Source organism: Pseudomonas sp. UBA6310, assembly GCF_002438225.1.
In the GTDB taxonomy this organism is placed as follows: Bacteria; Pseudomonadota; Gammaproteobacteria; order Pseudomonadales; family Pseudomonadaceae; genus Pseudomonas_O; species Pseudomonas_O kuykendallii.
Genome location: NZ_DJTK01000023.1, coordinates 625 through 15,606, shown reverse-complemented (window position 1 = coordinate 15,606; position 14,982 = coordinate 625). Strand labels below are relative to the sequence as shown.

Sequence of the window (14,982 nt, the reverse complement as noted above, 5' to 3'; positions counted from 1 at the left end):
AGGCGTCGCGGCTCATTCGCCGCCGGGGATGTCCTTGCGCAGCTTGACCGGGTCGTTCTGCTTGCGGCCCAGCTTGGTGCGCAGGCGGATGTTCAGCGCCTCGACACCCAGCGAGAAGGCCATCGCGAAGTAGACATAGCCCTTCGGCACGTGGACCTCGAAGGCTTCGGCGATCAGCACCGTACCGACCACGATGAGGAACGACAGGGCGAGCATCTTCAGCGACGGGTGCTTTTCGATGAAGTCGCTGATGGTGCCGGCGGCCAGCATCATCACCATCACCGCGACGACGATCGCGGCGATCATCACCGGGACGTGGGCGACCATGCCGACCGCGGTGATCACCGAGTCCAGCGAGAAGACGATGTCGATGATGGCGATCTGGATGATGGTGCCGACGAAACCGCTGGCCTTGCTTTTCGGCTCTTCGCCGGCGGTTTCGTCTTCGCCCTCGAGGCCGTGGTAGATCTCCGAACTGCTCTTCCAGAGCAGGAACAGGCCGCCGAAGAAGAGGATCAGGTCACGCCCGGAAATCCCCTGGCCGAGGACATGGAACAGGTCCGCCGTCAGGCGCATCACCCAGGTGATCGACAGCAGCAGCAGAATCCGCGTGACCATCGCCAGCGCCAGCCCGAAGAAGCGCGTCTTCGGCTGCATGTGCTTGGGCATCCGCCCCACCAGGATCGAGATCATGATGATGTTGTCGATGCCGAGGACGATTTCCAGGGCGGTCAGGGTGAAGAAGGCAATCCAGATTTCCGGATTGGTGAGCCATTCCATGATGGTTCCTCTAGGGAGTTCGAGAGTGTTCGGATGACGCTAAACGTGGCGACCCGGAAGCCCGGACTTCCTGCCTACCCGGGCTTTTTGCCGTTCGCATCAGACGCCGCCGTGGCCGGGAAAATCCCCGTCGGCGAAACCGCCGAGCAGGATACAGGCGCGGATGCCGACTGCCCACTTCGAGGTGAGGCGCGGCTCGTCAGGCCCGATCCTCGCCCGCCCATCCGCAGACCGGCAACGAAAGCGGCGCACAGGGCAGACGCGCCGGCTGTCGACGATCGAGCAACGTCAGCATCGGTTCAGGGCACGGCATGCGGTCAGCGCAAAGTTTCTGGCGCAGAGCAAACGATCGGCGGGAGAGACAAGAGCGGCAAGGGACGTTTCATGGCGATCACCGTTGTTGTTTTTGTAACTGGCGCTGCGGCCAGGCGCCGATCGGAATCGGCGGCACGTCGATCCTAATGCGGCGAGCTTTCGCTCACCTTTCGCTGGAAATCGCGCAAAAACCGGCGCCCGGGCGTAGCGCCGGCACTCAGGGCGCGTCCGGCAGGCGCCAATCGATGGGCTCCAGGCCCTGTTGCTGCAGGTACTTGTTGGTGCGACTGAAATGCCCGTTGCCATTGAAGCCGCGGTGCGCGGAGAGCGGCGAGGGATGCGCGGATTTCAACACCAGGTGCTTGGTCGCGTCGATGAGCTTTTGCTTGCCCTGCGCGTGGGAGCCCCAGAGCAGGAATACCAGGTGCGGACGCCGCTCGCTCACCACCTCGATGATGCGGTCGGTGAACGGCTGCCAGCCCTTCGCCGCGTGGGAGCCGGCATTGCCCTGCTCCACCGTCAGCGAGGTGTTCAGCAGCAGCACGCCCTGCTCCGCCCAGTGCTGCAGGTAGCCGTGGCGCGGAATGTCGATGTTCAGGTCGCGCTTGAGCTCCTTGTAGATGTTCTGCAGCGACGGCGGAGTGGGCACGCCCGGCTGCACCGAGAAGCACAGCCCATGGGCCTGGCCGGGCCCGTGGTAGGGGTCCTGACCGAGGATCACCACCTTCACCTGATCGAGCGGCGTGGAGTTCAAGGCATTGAAGATCAGCGGCCCGGGCGGGAAAACGACCTTGCCGGCCGCCTTCTCCTGGCGCAGAAACTCGCTAAGCTGCCGCATGTAGGGTTTGTCGAACTCGTCGCGCAATACGGCCTTCCAGCCTGCCTCGAGCTTGATCCGATCCTGCGTCTGCGCCATGGTGCACCTGCTGTGAAAGTAGCCGCGGCACCCTAGGAAAGCCTCACCAGCTTGTCAATCCGCAATAGCGAGCCCCCATGCAAAGCCAACCCCATGCCGACGCCAGAAACCTGCGTCTCGCCCTCCTCGACCGCTTTCTGCGCGGCGAAGCCCGAGTTCCGCAGATGCCCGAGAACGCCGAAGCCATCAGGCGCCTGCTGGAAGATTCACGGACCCAGCTGGAACAGTTGTCGCGGGTGATCAACGGCGACCCGGCGCTGGCCGCCTACCTCATGCAGTTCGCCGAGAACCCGCTGTTCAAGACCGGCCGCCCCTGCCAGCACCTGCGCGACGTCCTCGGCCGCCTGGGCATCCGCAACCTCAACAACCTGGTTCTGGCGTTCTCCCTGCGCAACCTGTTCACCAGCACCGAACCGACCCTGCAGCGGGTCTTCCGCAACCGCTGGAAGAACGCCCAGCTGCGCGCCGCCTACAGCGCGGCGCTGTGCGGCCGCTGCCCGGGCATTGCCGTGGAGGATGCCCTGCTCGCCGGTCTGCTGCAGGACATCGGCAGCCTGCCCCTGCTCGACGAGATCGGCCGCTGGCCGGACGCGCCGCGCGACGAAGACGAACTGCACGCGCTCTGCGACGCCATCTCCGGGCCGATCGGGGTGATCTTGCTGACCAGCTGGAATCAGGTGCCGGCGATCGTCGATGTCACCCGTCACCGCGACGACTGGCAGCGCGAACACGCCGGCAAGGCCGACCTGGCCGATCTAGTGCAGGTCGCCAGCCTGCTGCAACAGCCCCGCGACGAGGCACCCTTGGCGCAGTTGCCCGCGCTCCGCCGGCTGTTTCCCGACGCCGACCACGCGGCGCTGGCGCAGCAACTGGGCGACGAGGTTCCAGGCGAGGCGGCGTTCTGGCTCAAGCTGCTGGGTGGCAAGGCCAACTGAAAACGGCATGACGCCCGCCGGAGAATGAGGCAACCTGAGGGCGTCCAGCGGCCGGCAGCCACGCGCGGCCCGCCCTGCAACCCTCGCACCGAGGGCATAACAAGAACAACGTACCCACGAGGACGCCCATGGATTTCGAATTCTCCGAAGAGCAGCGCCTGCTGATCGAAAGCGCACGCACCTTCGCCAGCCGCGAACTGGCGCCGCACGCCGCGGACTGGGACCGCGACCACCATTTCCCGGTGGATGTCATTCGCCTCGCCGCCGACCAGGGCTTCCTGGCGCTCTACCTCGACGAGGCGGACGGCGGGCTTGGCCTGTCGCGGCTCTCCGCCTCGCTGATCTTCGAACAGCTGGCCGCCGGCTGCGTCGCCACCACCGCCTTCCTCACCATCCACAACATGGCCAGCTGGATGCTCGCGCGCTTCGCCGAACCGGCGTTGAAGGACGCCTGGCTGCCGCGCCTGATCAGCGGCGAGCTGCTCGCCTCCTACTGCCTCACCGAGCCGGACGCCGGCTCCGATGCCGCGCACCTGCGCACCCGCGCGCGCCGCGACGGCGACAGCTACGTGATCGACGGCAGCAAGTGCTTCATTTCCGGCGCCGGCAGCACCCAGGTGCTGATCGTGATGGCGCGCACCGGCGAAGACGGCGCCCGTGGCATTTCCTGCTTTCTGGTGCCCGGCGATGCCGAGGGCGTGCGCTACGGGCGCAACGAACTGAAGATGGGCTGGCGCGCGCAGCCGACCCGGACCATCACCTTCGAGGACGTGCGCATCCCTGCCGGCAACCGCATCGGCCCGGAAGGCCAGGGTTTCGTCTACGCGATGAAGGGCCTGGATGGCGGGCGCATCAACATCGCCAGCTGTTCGCTGGGCGCCGCCCAGGCCGCGCTGGAGCAATCGCTGCGCTACGTGGAGGAACGCAAGCAGTTCGGCAAGCCGCTGGCGGAGTTCCAGGCGCTGCAGTTCAGGCTCGCCGACATGCTCACCGACCTCGTCGCCAGCCGGCAGATGGTCCGTCTCGCCGCGCACAAGCTCGACGCGGGCGACGCCGAGGCCAGCCTGTATTGTGCGATGGCCAAGCGTTTCGCCACCGACCATTGCTTCGAGCTGTGCAACCAGGCCCTGCAACTGCACGGCGGTTACGGCTATCTCAACGATTACCCGCTGGAGCGCTGGGTACGCGACAGCCGCGTGCACCAGATCCTGGAAGGCACCAACGAGATCATGCGGGTGATCATCGCGCGGCGCCTGCTCGAACAGGGCGGCATGCTCGACCGGATTGCGTAGGTGCGCCGCGGCGTGCGGCGCGCACGATGTTTCCCGCCAGGACTGAGAAGAAAACAGGAGGATTCGCATGAGCAATGCACTGGAACCCTACAAAACCCAGCTATTCGACCTGACCCACAAACTCACCGTGGAGAAGCACGGCAACACCGCCCTGCTGACCCTCAACAACCCGCCGGCCAACACCTGGGAGCGCGAGTCGCTGATCGGCCTGCGGCAGTTGATCGAGCACCTCGACCGCGACGATGACATCTATGCGCTGGTCATCACCGGGCGCGGCGAGAAGTTCTTCAGCGCCGGAGCCGACCTCAAGCTGTTCGCCGATGGCGACAAGGCCCGCGCCCGCGAGATGGCCCGGCTGTTCGGCGAAGCCTTCGAGGCGCTGCGCGACTTCCGCGGCGTGTCGATCGCCGCGATCAACGGCTACGCCATGGGCGGCGGGCTGGAGTGCGCGCTGGCCTGCGACATCCGCATCGCCGAGCGCCAGTCGCAGTTGGCCCTGCCGGAAGCCTCGGTCGGCCTGCTGCCGTGCGCCGGCGGAACCCAGGCACTGCCCTGGCTGGTCGGCGAAGGCTGGGCCAAGCGCATGATCCTCTGTGGCGAGCGCGTGGATGCGGAAACCGCGCTGCGCATCGGCCTGGTCGAGCAGGTCGTCGATGCCGGCGAGGCGCGTGGTCACGCGCTCCTCCTCGCGGCGCGCGTCGCGCGGCAGAGCCCGGTGGCGGTGCGCGCGATCAAACCACTGATCCAGGGCGCCCGCGAACGCGGCCCGAGCACCTGGCTGGCCCAGGAGCGCGAGCGCTTCGTCGACCTGTTCGACGCCGAAGATACCCGCGAGGGCGTCAACGCCTTCCTCGAAAAACGCGACGCCCACTGGCGCAACCGCTGACCGACAACCGGATGCGAGGCCACGGCGCCTCGCGATGGGAACCCAAGAATGAATGTGATCTTTCAGGAACTCCCCGCGCTGCACGGCGTGCGCATCGGCATCGCCACGCTGGATGCGGAAAAAAGCCTCAACGCGCTGAGCCTGGCGATGAACGAGGCCCTCGACGAAAAGCTGACAGCCTGGGCCAACGACCCGGGCATCGTCTGCGTGATGCTGCGCGGCAATGGCGCCAAGGCGTTCTGCGCCGGGGGCGACGTGCGCAAGCTGGTGGAGGCCTGCCGCGAGCAGCCCGGCGAAGTACCGGCACTGGCGGCACGCTTCTTCGCCGCCGAGTACCGCCTCGACCATCACCTCCACCGCTTCCCGAAACCGCTGATCGCCTGGGGCCATGGCTACGTGATGGGCGGCGGCATGGGCCTGTTGCAGGGCGCCTCGCTGCGCATCGTCACCCCGAGCTCGCGGCTGGCGATGCCGGAAATCAACATCGGCCTGTACCCGGACGTCGGCGCCAGCTGGTTCCTTTCACGCCTGCCGGGCAAGCTCGGAACCTTCCTCGGCCTCACCGCCAGCCAGATGAATGCACGCGATGCGCTGGATCTGAACCTCGCCGACCGCTTCCTGCTCGACGAACAACAGGACGAACTGCTCGAAGGGATGGTCCAGCTGAACTGGCTGGAACAGCCGGAGATGCAACTGATCAGCCTGCTCAGGTCGCTGGAACACGAAGCCCGCGATCGACTCCCGGCGGCCCAGTGGCTGCCACGCAGGGAACGCCTGGACGACCTGCTCGATGTCGCCGACCTGCCTGCCGCCTGGCGGGCGATCGCCGCGCTGCGCGACGACCCGGACAGTCTGCTGGCGCATGCCGGCAAGACCCTCGCCGAAGGCTGCCCGCTGACCGCGCACCTCGTCTGGCAGCAGATCGCCCGCGCGCGCCACATGTCGCTCGCCGAAGTGTTTCGCATGGAGTACGCGATGAGCCTCAACTGCTGCCGCCACCCGGAATTCAGCGAAGGCGTGCGCGCGCGCCTGGTGGACAAGGACCACGCCCCGCGCTGGCACTGGCCGGATGTCGCGAGAATCCCGGACGCGGTCATCGAGGCGCACTTCGAACCGACCTGGGAAGGCGAGCATCCGCTGGCGGATTTGCGCTAGTGACCCGTGGCTTGCCCGGCCAACGCTACTCGTCGGCCGGGCGGCCGCCTGTCGACGGCGTCGAAGGCGGAACGCCAGAACTCAGCGCTCGCGCAACGCCTCGGCGCGGGCGCGGAGGATCGGCTTGAGCAGGTAGCTGAGGATGCTCTTCTTGCCGGTCATGATGTCCACGGAGGCGACCATGCCGGGGATGATCAGCAGCGGCGCCTCGTCGGAACCCAGGTGGCTCCTGTCCGTGCGCAACTGGATCAGGTAGAAGCTGTTGCCGTCCTCGTCCGTCACCGTGTCCGCGCCGATCTGTTCCAGCTTGGCCTGCAGGCCGCCGTAGATCGTGTAGTCGTAGGCGGTGAACTTGACCACCGCCTTCTGCCCCGGATGGAGGAAGGCGATGTCCTGCGGACGGATGCGTGCCTCGACCAGCAGGTTGTCGTCCAGCGGGACGATTTCCACCAGATCGCTGCCCGGCTGGATCACCCCGCCGATGGTGTTGACCAGCATCTGCTTGACGATGCCGCGCACGGGCGAGGTCACCAGCGTGCGACTGACGCGGTCCTCCAGCGCCTTGCCGGTCGCCTGCGCCTTGCTCAGGTCGGTGCGCGCCTCGTTGAGGTTGCCGAGGGCCTCGCTGCGAAAACGCCCGCGGGTCTCGTCGATCTTGCGCTGGACTTCCTTGATCGCCGCCTGGGCGCGCGGAATGGCCAGGTCGGTGGCCTCCATCTGCCCGCGGTTCTCGATCTCGGAGCGGCGCAGGCGCAGCACCTCGACCTGGGAAATCGCACCTTCCGCCACCAGCGGCTCGGACATGCGGATTTCCTGGCTGAGCAGTTCCAGGCTGCGTGCGTACTGGCTGCGCTTTGAGCCGAACTCGCGCAGTTCCTGCTGGCGCTGGACCAGTTGTTCCTCGAGGCCGCCGATTTCGTCCTTGAGTTGCTGCTGGCGGCTCTTGAACAGCGCCAGCTCGCTCTGCGCAAGACCGGGAGCGGCCTTGACCAGATCGGGCGAGAGTTCCAGTTCGGTGCCGTCGACTTCCGCCTGCAGGCGTTCGACACGGGCCTGCATCGCCAGGCGATCGGCCTCGGTTTCGCCGACGTTGGAGGTGAAGCGGGTGTCGTCCAGGCGCAGCAGCGGCGCGCCGGCTTCGACGATCTGCCCTTCGCGCACGAACAGCTCGGCGACGATGCCGCCCTCGAGGTTCTGGATCTTCTGCAGCTTGGAGGACGGAATGGCCTTGCCGTCGCCGCGGGTGACCTCGTCGACCACCGCGAAATGCGCCCACACCAGGCCGAAGACGAAGAATCCGACCAGCACCCAGATGGTCAGCCGGATGACCCGCGGGGCATCCTCCACCAGCGCTTTGTCGACCTCCGGCACCGGTTGCCCGGCCAGCGAATCACCGCCGTTGAAATAACCACGCAGGGCGCTGAACAGCCCCTGTCTACGCGAATCAGGCGACATTGATCTGCCCCTTCTTCAAGGCTTCCATCACTGCTTCCTTGGGTCCATCGGCGATGATCTGGCCCTTGTCGACGATGATCAGACGGTCCACCAGGCTGAGCATCGAGGAGCGGTGCGTGACCAGCAGCAGGGTCTTGTTCTGGATGACGGCGGCGAGACGCTGCTTGAGCCGCTCCTCGCCGGGGTTGTCCATGGCGCTGGTCGGTTCGTCGAGCAGCAGGATCGGCGGGTCGAGCAGCAGCGCGCGGGCCAGGGCCACGTTCTGCCGTTGACCACCGGACAACTGGTGGCCGCGCTCGCCCACCTGCAGCTCGTAGCCTTCCGGATGCAGGCGGGCGAATTCGTGCACGCCGGCCAGTTCGGCCGCGCGCAGGACGCGTTCGTCCTCCACGTAGCGCGCACCGGACACCAGGTTGTCGCGCAGGCTGCCGCTGAGCAGCTGGATGTCCTGCGGGACATAGCCGACGTTGTGGCGCAGGTCGCTGACATCGAGCTGGCGCACGTCCACGCCGTCCACCAGCAGGCTGCCGGCGTCCGGTTCGTAGAGGCCGATCAGCAGCTTGGCCAGCGAACTCTTGCCGGAGCCGCTGCGGCCGATGATGCCGATCTTCTCGCCGGGACGAACGACCAGGTTGACCCCGCTGAGCGCGGCGTTCTGCTGGTTCGGGTAGTGGAATTCCAGGCCGCGGCATTCGATGGCGCCCTGCAGCGACTGGCGGACCAGCGGGCGCTGGTTCTCCTTGCGTTCCTGCGGCAGCTCCATCATCTGGTCGATGTTGACCATGGTCAGACGCGCCTGCTGGTAGCGCGTGAGCAGCCCGGAGAGCTGCCCCAGAGGCGCCATGGCGCGACCGTTGAGCATGTAGCAGGCGATCAGCCCGCCCATGCTCAGCTTGCCGTCGATGATCAGGTAGACGCCCAGCACGATCATCACCACGCCGGCCAGTTGCAGGATCAGCTGGGTGATGTTCAGCGCCAGGCTGGAGAGCATCTTCGCCCGCAGCTCGAGCCGGCCGAGGGTGCCGATGGTCTGCTCCCACTGATACTGGCGCTCGCTCTCGGCGTTGTTCGCCTTGATCGCGTCGAGCCCGGAAAGGGTCTCGATCAGGCTCGACTGACGCTCGGCGGACAGCGCCATGGTGCGGTTGAGGGTTTCCGCCAGCGAACGCTGCAGGACCCAGCCGATCGCCAGCGCCAGCGGGAACGCCAGCAGCGGAATCCACACCAGGTGCCCGCCGAGGATGGCGATCACCGCCAATACCAGCAGGGTGAACGGCATGTCGATCACGCTGGTCATGGTCAGCGAGGCGAGGAAGTCGCGCAGCGTCTGAAACTCGTGGATGTTCTGCGCGAAACTGCCGACCCGCGCCGGGCGCATGCGCATGGCCATGCCGGCGATGCGCTCGAACAGCGTCGCCGAGATGATCATGTCGGTCTTCTTGCCGGCCAAGTCCAGGCACAGGCCGCGCATAGTCTTGAGCAGCAGGTCGAACAGGTAGGCCCCGGAAATGCCGATCGCCAGCACCCAGAGCGTCGACGCGGCCTGGTTCGGCACCACGCGGTCGTAGACGTTCATCACGAACAGCGGCGCGAACAGACCGATCAGGTTGATCAGGAAACTGGCGGCGATGGCATCGACATACAGCCAGCGGGAGCGCCGGAGGGTGTCGCGGAACCAGGCGCGCGCACGCGGGACCAGGTTGCCGTGGTTGAGGTCGTACTTGTGCCGCGGCTGCGCGAAGAACACCTCGCCGCTGTAGTCGGCGGCGAGGTGCTCGGCATCCACGAGCGCCTCGCCTCCCTCGCTCTCGCTGAGCATCAGCCGATAGCGGCCCTGCTCGTCGCGACCCAGCAGGATCGCCGAACGGCCCTCCTTGAGCAGCAGCAACGCCGGCAGCGCGAGCTGCGGGATCTGCCCCAGGCTGCGACGCAGCAATCGGCCCTGCAGCCCCACCCGTGCGGCGGCGCGCGGCAGCAGGTCGGCGCTCAGGCGCTGATCCGGCAACGGCAGGCCCGCTGTCAGGATCGCCCGACTGGCGGGTCGCTGATGGAGCATGCACAGAGACAACAGACTATCGAGCAGAGGGTCGTCGTAGCGGCTACGCGGATCGCCTCCGGGCTGCGCTTGACTGGCTTGGGACACCACGCGGGAACACTCTCGTGACGGAGGAAAGGAAAGTCCGACAACCACCGAAGGTCGCGGCCGGGCCGCATGCTCCAGCATTTCGGCGGCCCGCACCAGAGCGGAACGACGAAATCCGGCCTCGCCGTGCAGTCCCCGCCGGACGGCGGGGACTGCGGTGCATCAGTTCAGGCCGGGCAGCTGGACCTTGGTCTTGACGTCGGACATCGCGGTCGAGGCCATCGGCGCGACCACGCCCTGGCTCTTCAGCAGGTCACCCATGGTCGCCTTGATGCGGTACTGGGTCATCAGCTCGATGAAGTTGACGTCGGAGAGGCGGCGTTGCGCGGTGAACAGTTCGTTCTCGCTGTCCAGCAGGTCGAGCAGGGTGCGCTCGCCAAGACCGAACTGCTTCTGGTAGGCCTCACGCACACGCTTGCTGAAACCGACGTTGTCCTCGGCGATCGGCTTCTGCGTGCGGGCGTTTTCGAGGGCGTTCCAGGCCAGGCCGAGCTCTTCGTTGAGCTGGCGCAGGGCGTTGTTGCGGATGTCCAGCGCTTCGTTGATCTGGTAGCTGCGGGCTTCCAGCGTGGCCTTGTTGCTGCCACCCGAATACAGGTTGTAGCGCATGCGCAGCATCGCCTGCCATTCGTTGGAGTGACCTTCGATACCGTCGATGTTGTTATCGAAGCTCTGCGAAACCTCGGCGTCGACGCGTGGCAGGAAGGCCGACTTGGCGGCGGCGTACTGGCTTTCGGTGGCGGCCACGTCGGACTCGGCCGAACGCAGGCTCGGGTTGGTCGCGACCATCTGCTGCTTGGCTTCGGCGAGGGTCGCCGGGAGCAGGCCGTTGAGGCTGTTGGGCATGCTCAGATCGGTCGGCTCGCTGCCGATGACGCTGTAGTAGTTGACCCGCGCATCGGCCAGGTTGGTCTGCTCGGTGATCAGGTTGTTGCGCGCCAGGGCCAGACGCGCGTCGGCCTGGTCGCGGTCGGCGGTGCTGCCGACGCCACGCTGGCTGCGCAGGCTGATCTGGTCATAGATGCGCTGGTGGTTCTTGAAATTGTCCTCGGCCAGACGAACCAGCTCCTCGCGACGCAGCACTTCCAGGTACACCTGGATGGCGTCCAGCGCGGTCCGCTCGGAGGTGGCGAGCAGGCCGTAGGCGCGGGAATTGACGATGGCGGTCTGCCGGCCGACCTCTTCACGGGTGGCGGAACCGTCGTAGATCATCTGTTGCAGACGAATGGAGGATTCACCGCGGGTCAAGGTACGGTAATGATCGTTGTCGTTGCTGTTGAAACGGGTGGTGGTGTTGTCGGTGCCTTCGCGGCCGATGCCGGCGAGGATGTCGACCGACGGCAGGTATGCACCACGAGCCGCTTTCAATTGATAATCGGCCGCCAGACGGCCGTTGATGCCTGCCTGCACTTCCGGGTGATTCTCGATGGCTTGCTGGACGGCTTCCGTCAGTGTCTGTGCCTGGGCGTGAACGGCGATCGCCAGGGAAAGCGGGAGCAGAGCTAAATAGGGAAGACGCATTTATGATTTCCTTGTTTGACAGTGACGGCGCGCATCGCGCAGCCAAAAAACCATTCCTTCGTACACCTTTCCACCCAACTTTCGGAGGGCCTACAGGGCTTGAAGCGGTCGATCATGAAGTGCAATTAATATCAAAGTGACATGATGTAACAGATTCTTTAGGATAGGCCTCGTTTGGTCAAGACATTGGCGATTTTTCCCGGCAGGCGTACGCGATGCCAGATACTTGACGCGGCGTGTTTTGTCCATCTTTATTTGTTGTCCTGCGGGCACTCTTCGATGCCGGAAGCATCGAAGCGTTCAGTTCGAAAATAACCGGGAGTTACATATTCATGAGCAGTGTGATCGCGATCGTCAAAAGTGTTGTCGGCCAGGTCTTTGCGGTGTCTGCCGAAGGCGCCAGCCGCCTGCTCGTGGAGGGTGACCGCATATTCCAGGACGACCAGGTGCTGACCGGCACTTCGGGGATGATCACACTGGAAATGAGCGACGGAAGGATGCTCGATCTGGGGCGCGATACCCAGTGGAGCCAGCAGACCGGCTCCGAGTACACCGAGGACGTCGCCGCCACCGAACAATCGGTCGCCGACCTGCAGCAGGCCATCGCTGCCGGGGCTGACCCGACGCAAGCCTTCGAGCCCACCGCAGCGGGCCCGACCGCTGCGGGCACCGGCACCGGAAATGCCGGTGGCGGGCACAGCTTCGTGGTTCTCGACGCCACCGCAGGCAGTGTCCAGCCCACCATCGGCTACCCCACGTCCACCGATGGTTTCGCGATCGCTGCCGACGACACCTTCATCGGCGAGACCCAGCTGCCGCAGGACCTGATTCCGCCGGCCGTCTCCATCGCCCTCGACCCGATCACCTCGGACGACGTGATCAACCGCGCCGAAGCCAACAGCGGCACCATCACCCTCACCGGCACCGTCGGCGGCGATGTGCGGGTCGGAGACGCCATCACCCTGAACATCGGCGGCGTGGTCTACAACGGCAACGTCATTCAACTGGCCAATGGCAACCTTGGCTTCAGCATCGACGTCAGCAGCAGCAACCTGGCGGCGAACAACAATGTCATCGCCACCGTTACCAGCGCCGACGACGCCGGCAACGTCTCCAGCGCGACCACCGACCGCCCGTACACCGTCGATACCGAGGCCAATCTCACCGTCACCCTCGACGACCTCAACGGCGCCACCGTGGCCAATGCCCCGCTGAGCGGGACCTCCGACGTCGGCGGCGGGCGCACCGTGACGCTGGTGATCAGCGACAGCGACCCGAGCACGCCGGACATCACCGTCACCGCAGTCACCAACCCCGACGGCAGCTACAGCACCACGGCCGACCTCAGCAGCCTCAGCGACGGTCCGCTGACCGTGAATGCCAGTGTCACCGACGCCGCCGGCAACCCGGCCCAGGCGGTCGACGACGCCAACCTGGACACCATCGCCAACATCACCGTCAGCCTCGACGACCTGAATGCCTCGAACGTCGGCGATGCCCCCATCACCGGCACCTCCGATGTGGGCGGCGGTCGCACCGTCACCCTGGTGATCAGCGACAACGACCCGAACACGCCGGACATCACCGTCACCGCGACCACCAACCCGGACGGCAGCTACAGCACCAACGTCGACCTGAGCAGCCTCAGCGACGGTCCGCTGACCGTGAATGCCAGCGTCACCGATGCCGCCGGCAACCCGGCCCAGGCCACCGACGATGCCGCGCTGGACGCCACGCCGACCGATGCACCGACCATCGTCATCACCAGCGACGTCAACAACGACGCGTTCCTGAGCAACGGCGAGCTGGGCAACAGCACCACCGTCGCGGTCACCGTGGGTCTGCCGGCAACCGCGGTAGCCGGCGACACGCTGACCGTTACCGACGGCGTCAACAGCCAGGACATCATCCTCACCGCCGACCAGATCGCGGCGGGCTCGGTGGAAACCACCGTGCCCCGTCCGCCGGAAGGTGCCGAGCTGGTCGTCACCGCGACAGTCACCGACGCAGCGGGCAACGTCTCCGCGCCGGCCACCGACAGCGCCGTGCTCGACACCACCGCGCCCTCCGCGCCCACGGTCGTCATCGTCGACGACAACAACCCGGACGACGGGCAACTCACGGTCGGCGAGATCGGCAACGACGGCGTCCAGGTCAGCGTGCAGGTCAGCAACGCCGAGCTGGTGGCCGGTGGTTCCGTGACGCTCGAGATCACCAACGGCACCACGTCGAGCACCGTCAACCTCAGCCTCGACAATGGCACCGCCCAGTTCACCGATGCCCAGGGCAACCCGCTGAGTGGCTTCAATTACGACAACGGCACCATCACCTTCACCGAAAACGCACCGCCGCTCGGCGGCTCGCTGACCGTCGTAGCGACCCAGACCGACCTCGCCGGCAACCAGTCGGCGCCGGGCAGCGACAGCGCGATCGTCATCAACACCCCGCCGGACGCGGTGGACGACATTTCCGGAACCCCCTACACGGTCACGCTGGGGGACCGTAACCTCAGCGCGTCCGGCACCGGTTACGACTACGGCAACAACCGCTGGAACCAGGTCGACAGCAAGGGCAACCCGACCTCGATCGTCGCGCTGAACGCCGATGGCAGCACCGGCACGCTCTATCAGGGCGGCTGGGATGGCAACGCCAACGCCATTGGCGTCGACGGCACCACCCGTCCGGGCAGCCAGGTGGCCCCGCAAACCGAATTCGACCCCACCACCGGCAAGTCCGAAGCGATCGTGCTGAACTTCAGCGGCAACCTGGACAAGGCACAGTTCACCGTCGCCCACCTGATCGGTGACGAAAACGGCGGCGAAGTCGGCCGCTGGGTCGCGATGTACAACGGTGCGGAAGTCGCCAGCGGGACCTTCCAGCTGGACCCGACGAACACCACCGGCTACGCGACGTTCGGCATCGACACCGGCGGCAAGGCCTTCGACAGCATCCGCTTCGAGTCGCTGGACACCGCCGCTGGCGGCGGCGACGGCTCCGACTACTTCCTTGCCGGCTTCTCCGGCAGCGGCAGCGCGGCGCTCAACAGCCCGTACACCCTCAGCGAAAACGGGACCCTCGCTATCGCCAATGGCAGCACCAGCCTGCTCGCCAACGACAGCGACGCCGATGGGGATGCCATCGCCGTGACCGCGGTGAACGGCCAGCCGTTGAGCGGCACCATCACCCTCGCCAGCGGCGCGCTGCTCACGGTGAATGCCGACGGCAGCTTCAGCTACGACCCGAACGGCAAGTTCGACGCCCTGACCGCCGGGCAAGTCGGCAAGGACTCCTTCACCTACACCATTTCCGACGGCCACGGCGGCACGGATACCGCCACCGCGACCATCACCATCATCGGCACCAACGATGCCCCGGTCATCGCGGGTGACGATGCGGGCGCCGTCGTCGAAGACGCCGCCAACCCCGTCCTGACCGACGCGGGCACCCTCACCATCGCCGACGCCGATGCGGGCCAGTCGGTGTTCCAGACCACCGGCATCACCGCCAGCAACGGCGCGCTGGGCAGCCTGAGCATCACCGCCGCCGGCGCCTGGACCTACAGCGTCGCCAACGCCGACGTGCAG

Annotated in this window: 10 protein-coding genes; 5 read left to right on the top strand and 5 right to left on the bottom strand. The window is 66.3% G+C overall.

Annotation, left to right across the window (positions count from 1 at the left end; genetic code table 11):
• Positions 1-12 precede the first annotated feature (12 nt).
• Positions 13-780 carry a TerC family protein gene (locus B3E91_RS04435; RefSeq protein ID WP_273228656.1) on the bottom strand — a complete coding sequence of 256 codons (768 nt, stop codon included), beginning with the start codon at positions 778-780 and terminating at the stop codon, positions 13-15.
• A gap of 532 nt (positions 781-1,312) precedes the next feature.
• The gene (gene ung / locus B3E91_RS04430; RefSeq protein WP_090229873.1) at positions 1,313-2,011 is read right to left on the bottom strand and encodes a uracil-DNA glycosylase; all 699 of its coding nucleotides are present in this window, start codon (positions 2,009-2,011) and stop codon (positions 1,313-1,315) included.
• Between the two features lie 77 nt (positions 2,012-2,088).
• Between ung and B3E91_RS04425 the strand changes: the two genes are divergently transcribed.
• The 4 genes from B3E91_RS04425 (at position 2,089) to B3E91_RS04410 (ending at position 6,279) form a co-directional block, all read left to right on the top strand.
• Positions 2,089-2,946 carry an HDOD domain-containing protein gene (locus tag B3E91_RS04425; RefSeq protein WP_287028526.1) on the top strand — a complete coding sequence of 286 codons (858 nt, stop codon included), beginning with the start codon at positions 2,089-2,091 and terminating at the stop codon, positions 2,944-2,946.
• A gap of 128 nt (positions 2,947-3,074) precedes the next feature.
• Positions 3,075-4,238, top strand: a complete 1,164-nt coding sequence (locus B3E91_RS04420) for an isobutyryl-CoA dehydrogenase (RefSeq protein ID WP_287028525.1) — start codon at positions 3,075-3,077, stop codon at positions 4,236-4,238.
• Positions 4,239-4,305: 67 nt separating this feature from the next.
• The gene (locus tag B3E91_RS04415; RefSeq protein WP_090229881.1) at positions 4,306-5,124 is read left to right on the top strand and encodes an enoyl-CoA hydratase; all 819 of its coding nucleotides are present in this window, start codon (positions 4,306-4,308) and stop codon (positions 5,122-5,124) included.
• A gap of 48 nt (positions 5,125-5,172) precedes the next feature.
• Positions 5,173-6,279 (top strand): enoyl-CoA hydratase/isomerase family protein, encoded by a 1,107-nt coding sequence (locus B3E91_RS04410; protein WP_287028524.1) that lies wholly within the window; start codon positions 5,173-5,175, stop codon positions 6,277-6,279.
• A gap of 81 nt (positions 6,280-6,360) precedes the next feature.
• On the opposite strand, the gene B3E91_RS04405 is transcribed toward B3E91_RS04410, so the two are convergent.
• From B3E91_RS04405 to B3E91_RS04395, 3 genes are all read right to left on the bottom strand, one after another.
• On the bottom strand, positions 6,361-7,734 hold the full coding sequence (locus tag B3E91_RS04405; RefSeq protein ID WP_090229886.1) for an HlyD family type I secretion periplasmic adaptor subunit: 1,374 nt from the start codon (positions 7,732-7,734) through the stop codon (positions 6,361-6,363).
• The gene (locus B3E91_RS04400) at positions 7,724-9,880 is read right to left on the bottom strand and encodes a type I secretion system permease/ATPase (RefSeq protein ID WP_286786003.1); all 2,157 of its coding nucleotides are present in this window, start codon (positions 9,878-9,880) and stop codon (positions 7,724-7,726) included. The genes B3E91_RS04405 and B3E91_RS04400 overlap by 11 nt, the downstream gene beginning before the upstream one ends.
• 159 nt (positions 9,881-10,039) lie before the next feature.
• Positions 10,040-11,398: a TolC family outer membrane protein gene (locus B3E91_RS04395; protein WP_090229890.1), complete on the bottom strand. Its 1,359-nt coding sequence runs from the start codon at positions 11,396-11,398 to the stop codon at positions 10,040-10,042.
• A gap of 332 nt (positions 11,399-11,730) precedes the next feature.
• Between B3E91_RS04395 and B3E91_RS04390 the strand changes: the two genes are divergently transcribed.
• The coding region (locus tag B3E91_RS04390; RefSeq protein ID WP_287028523.1) for a retention module-containing protein at positions 11,731-14,982 on the top strand (3,252 nt) is incomplete at its 3' end.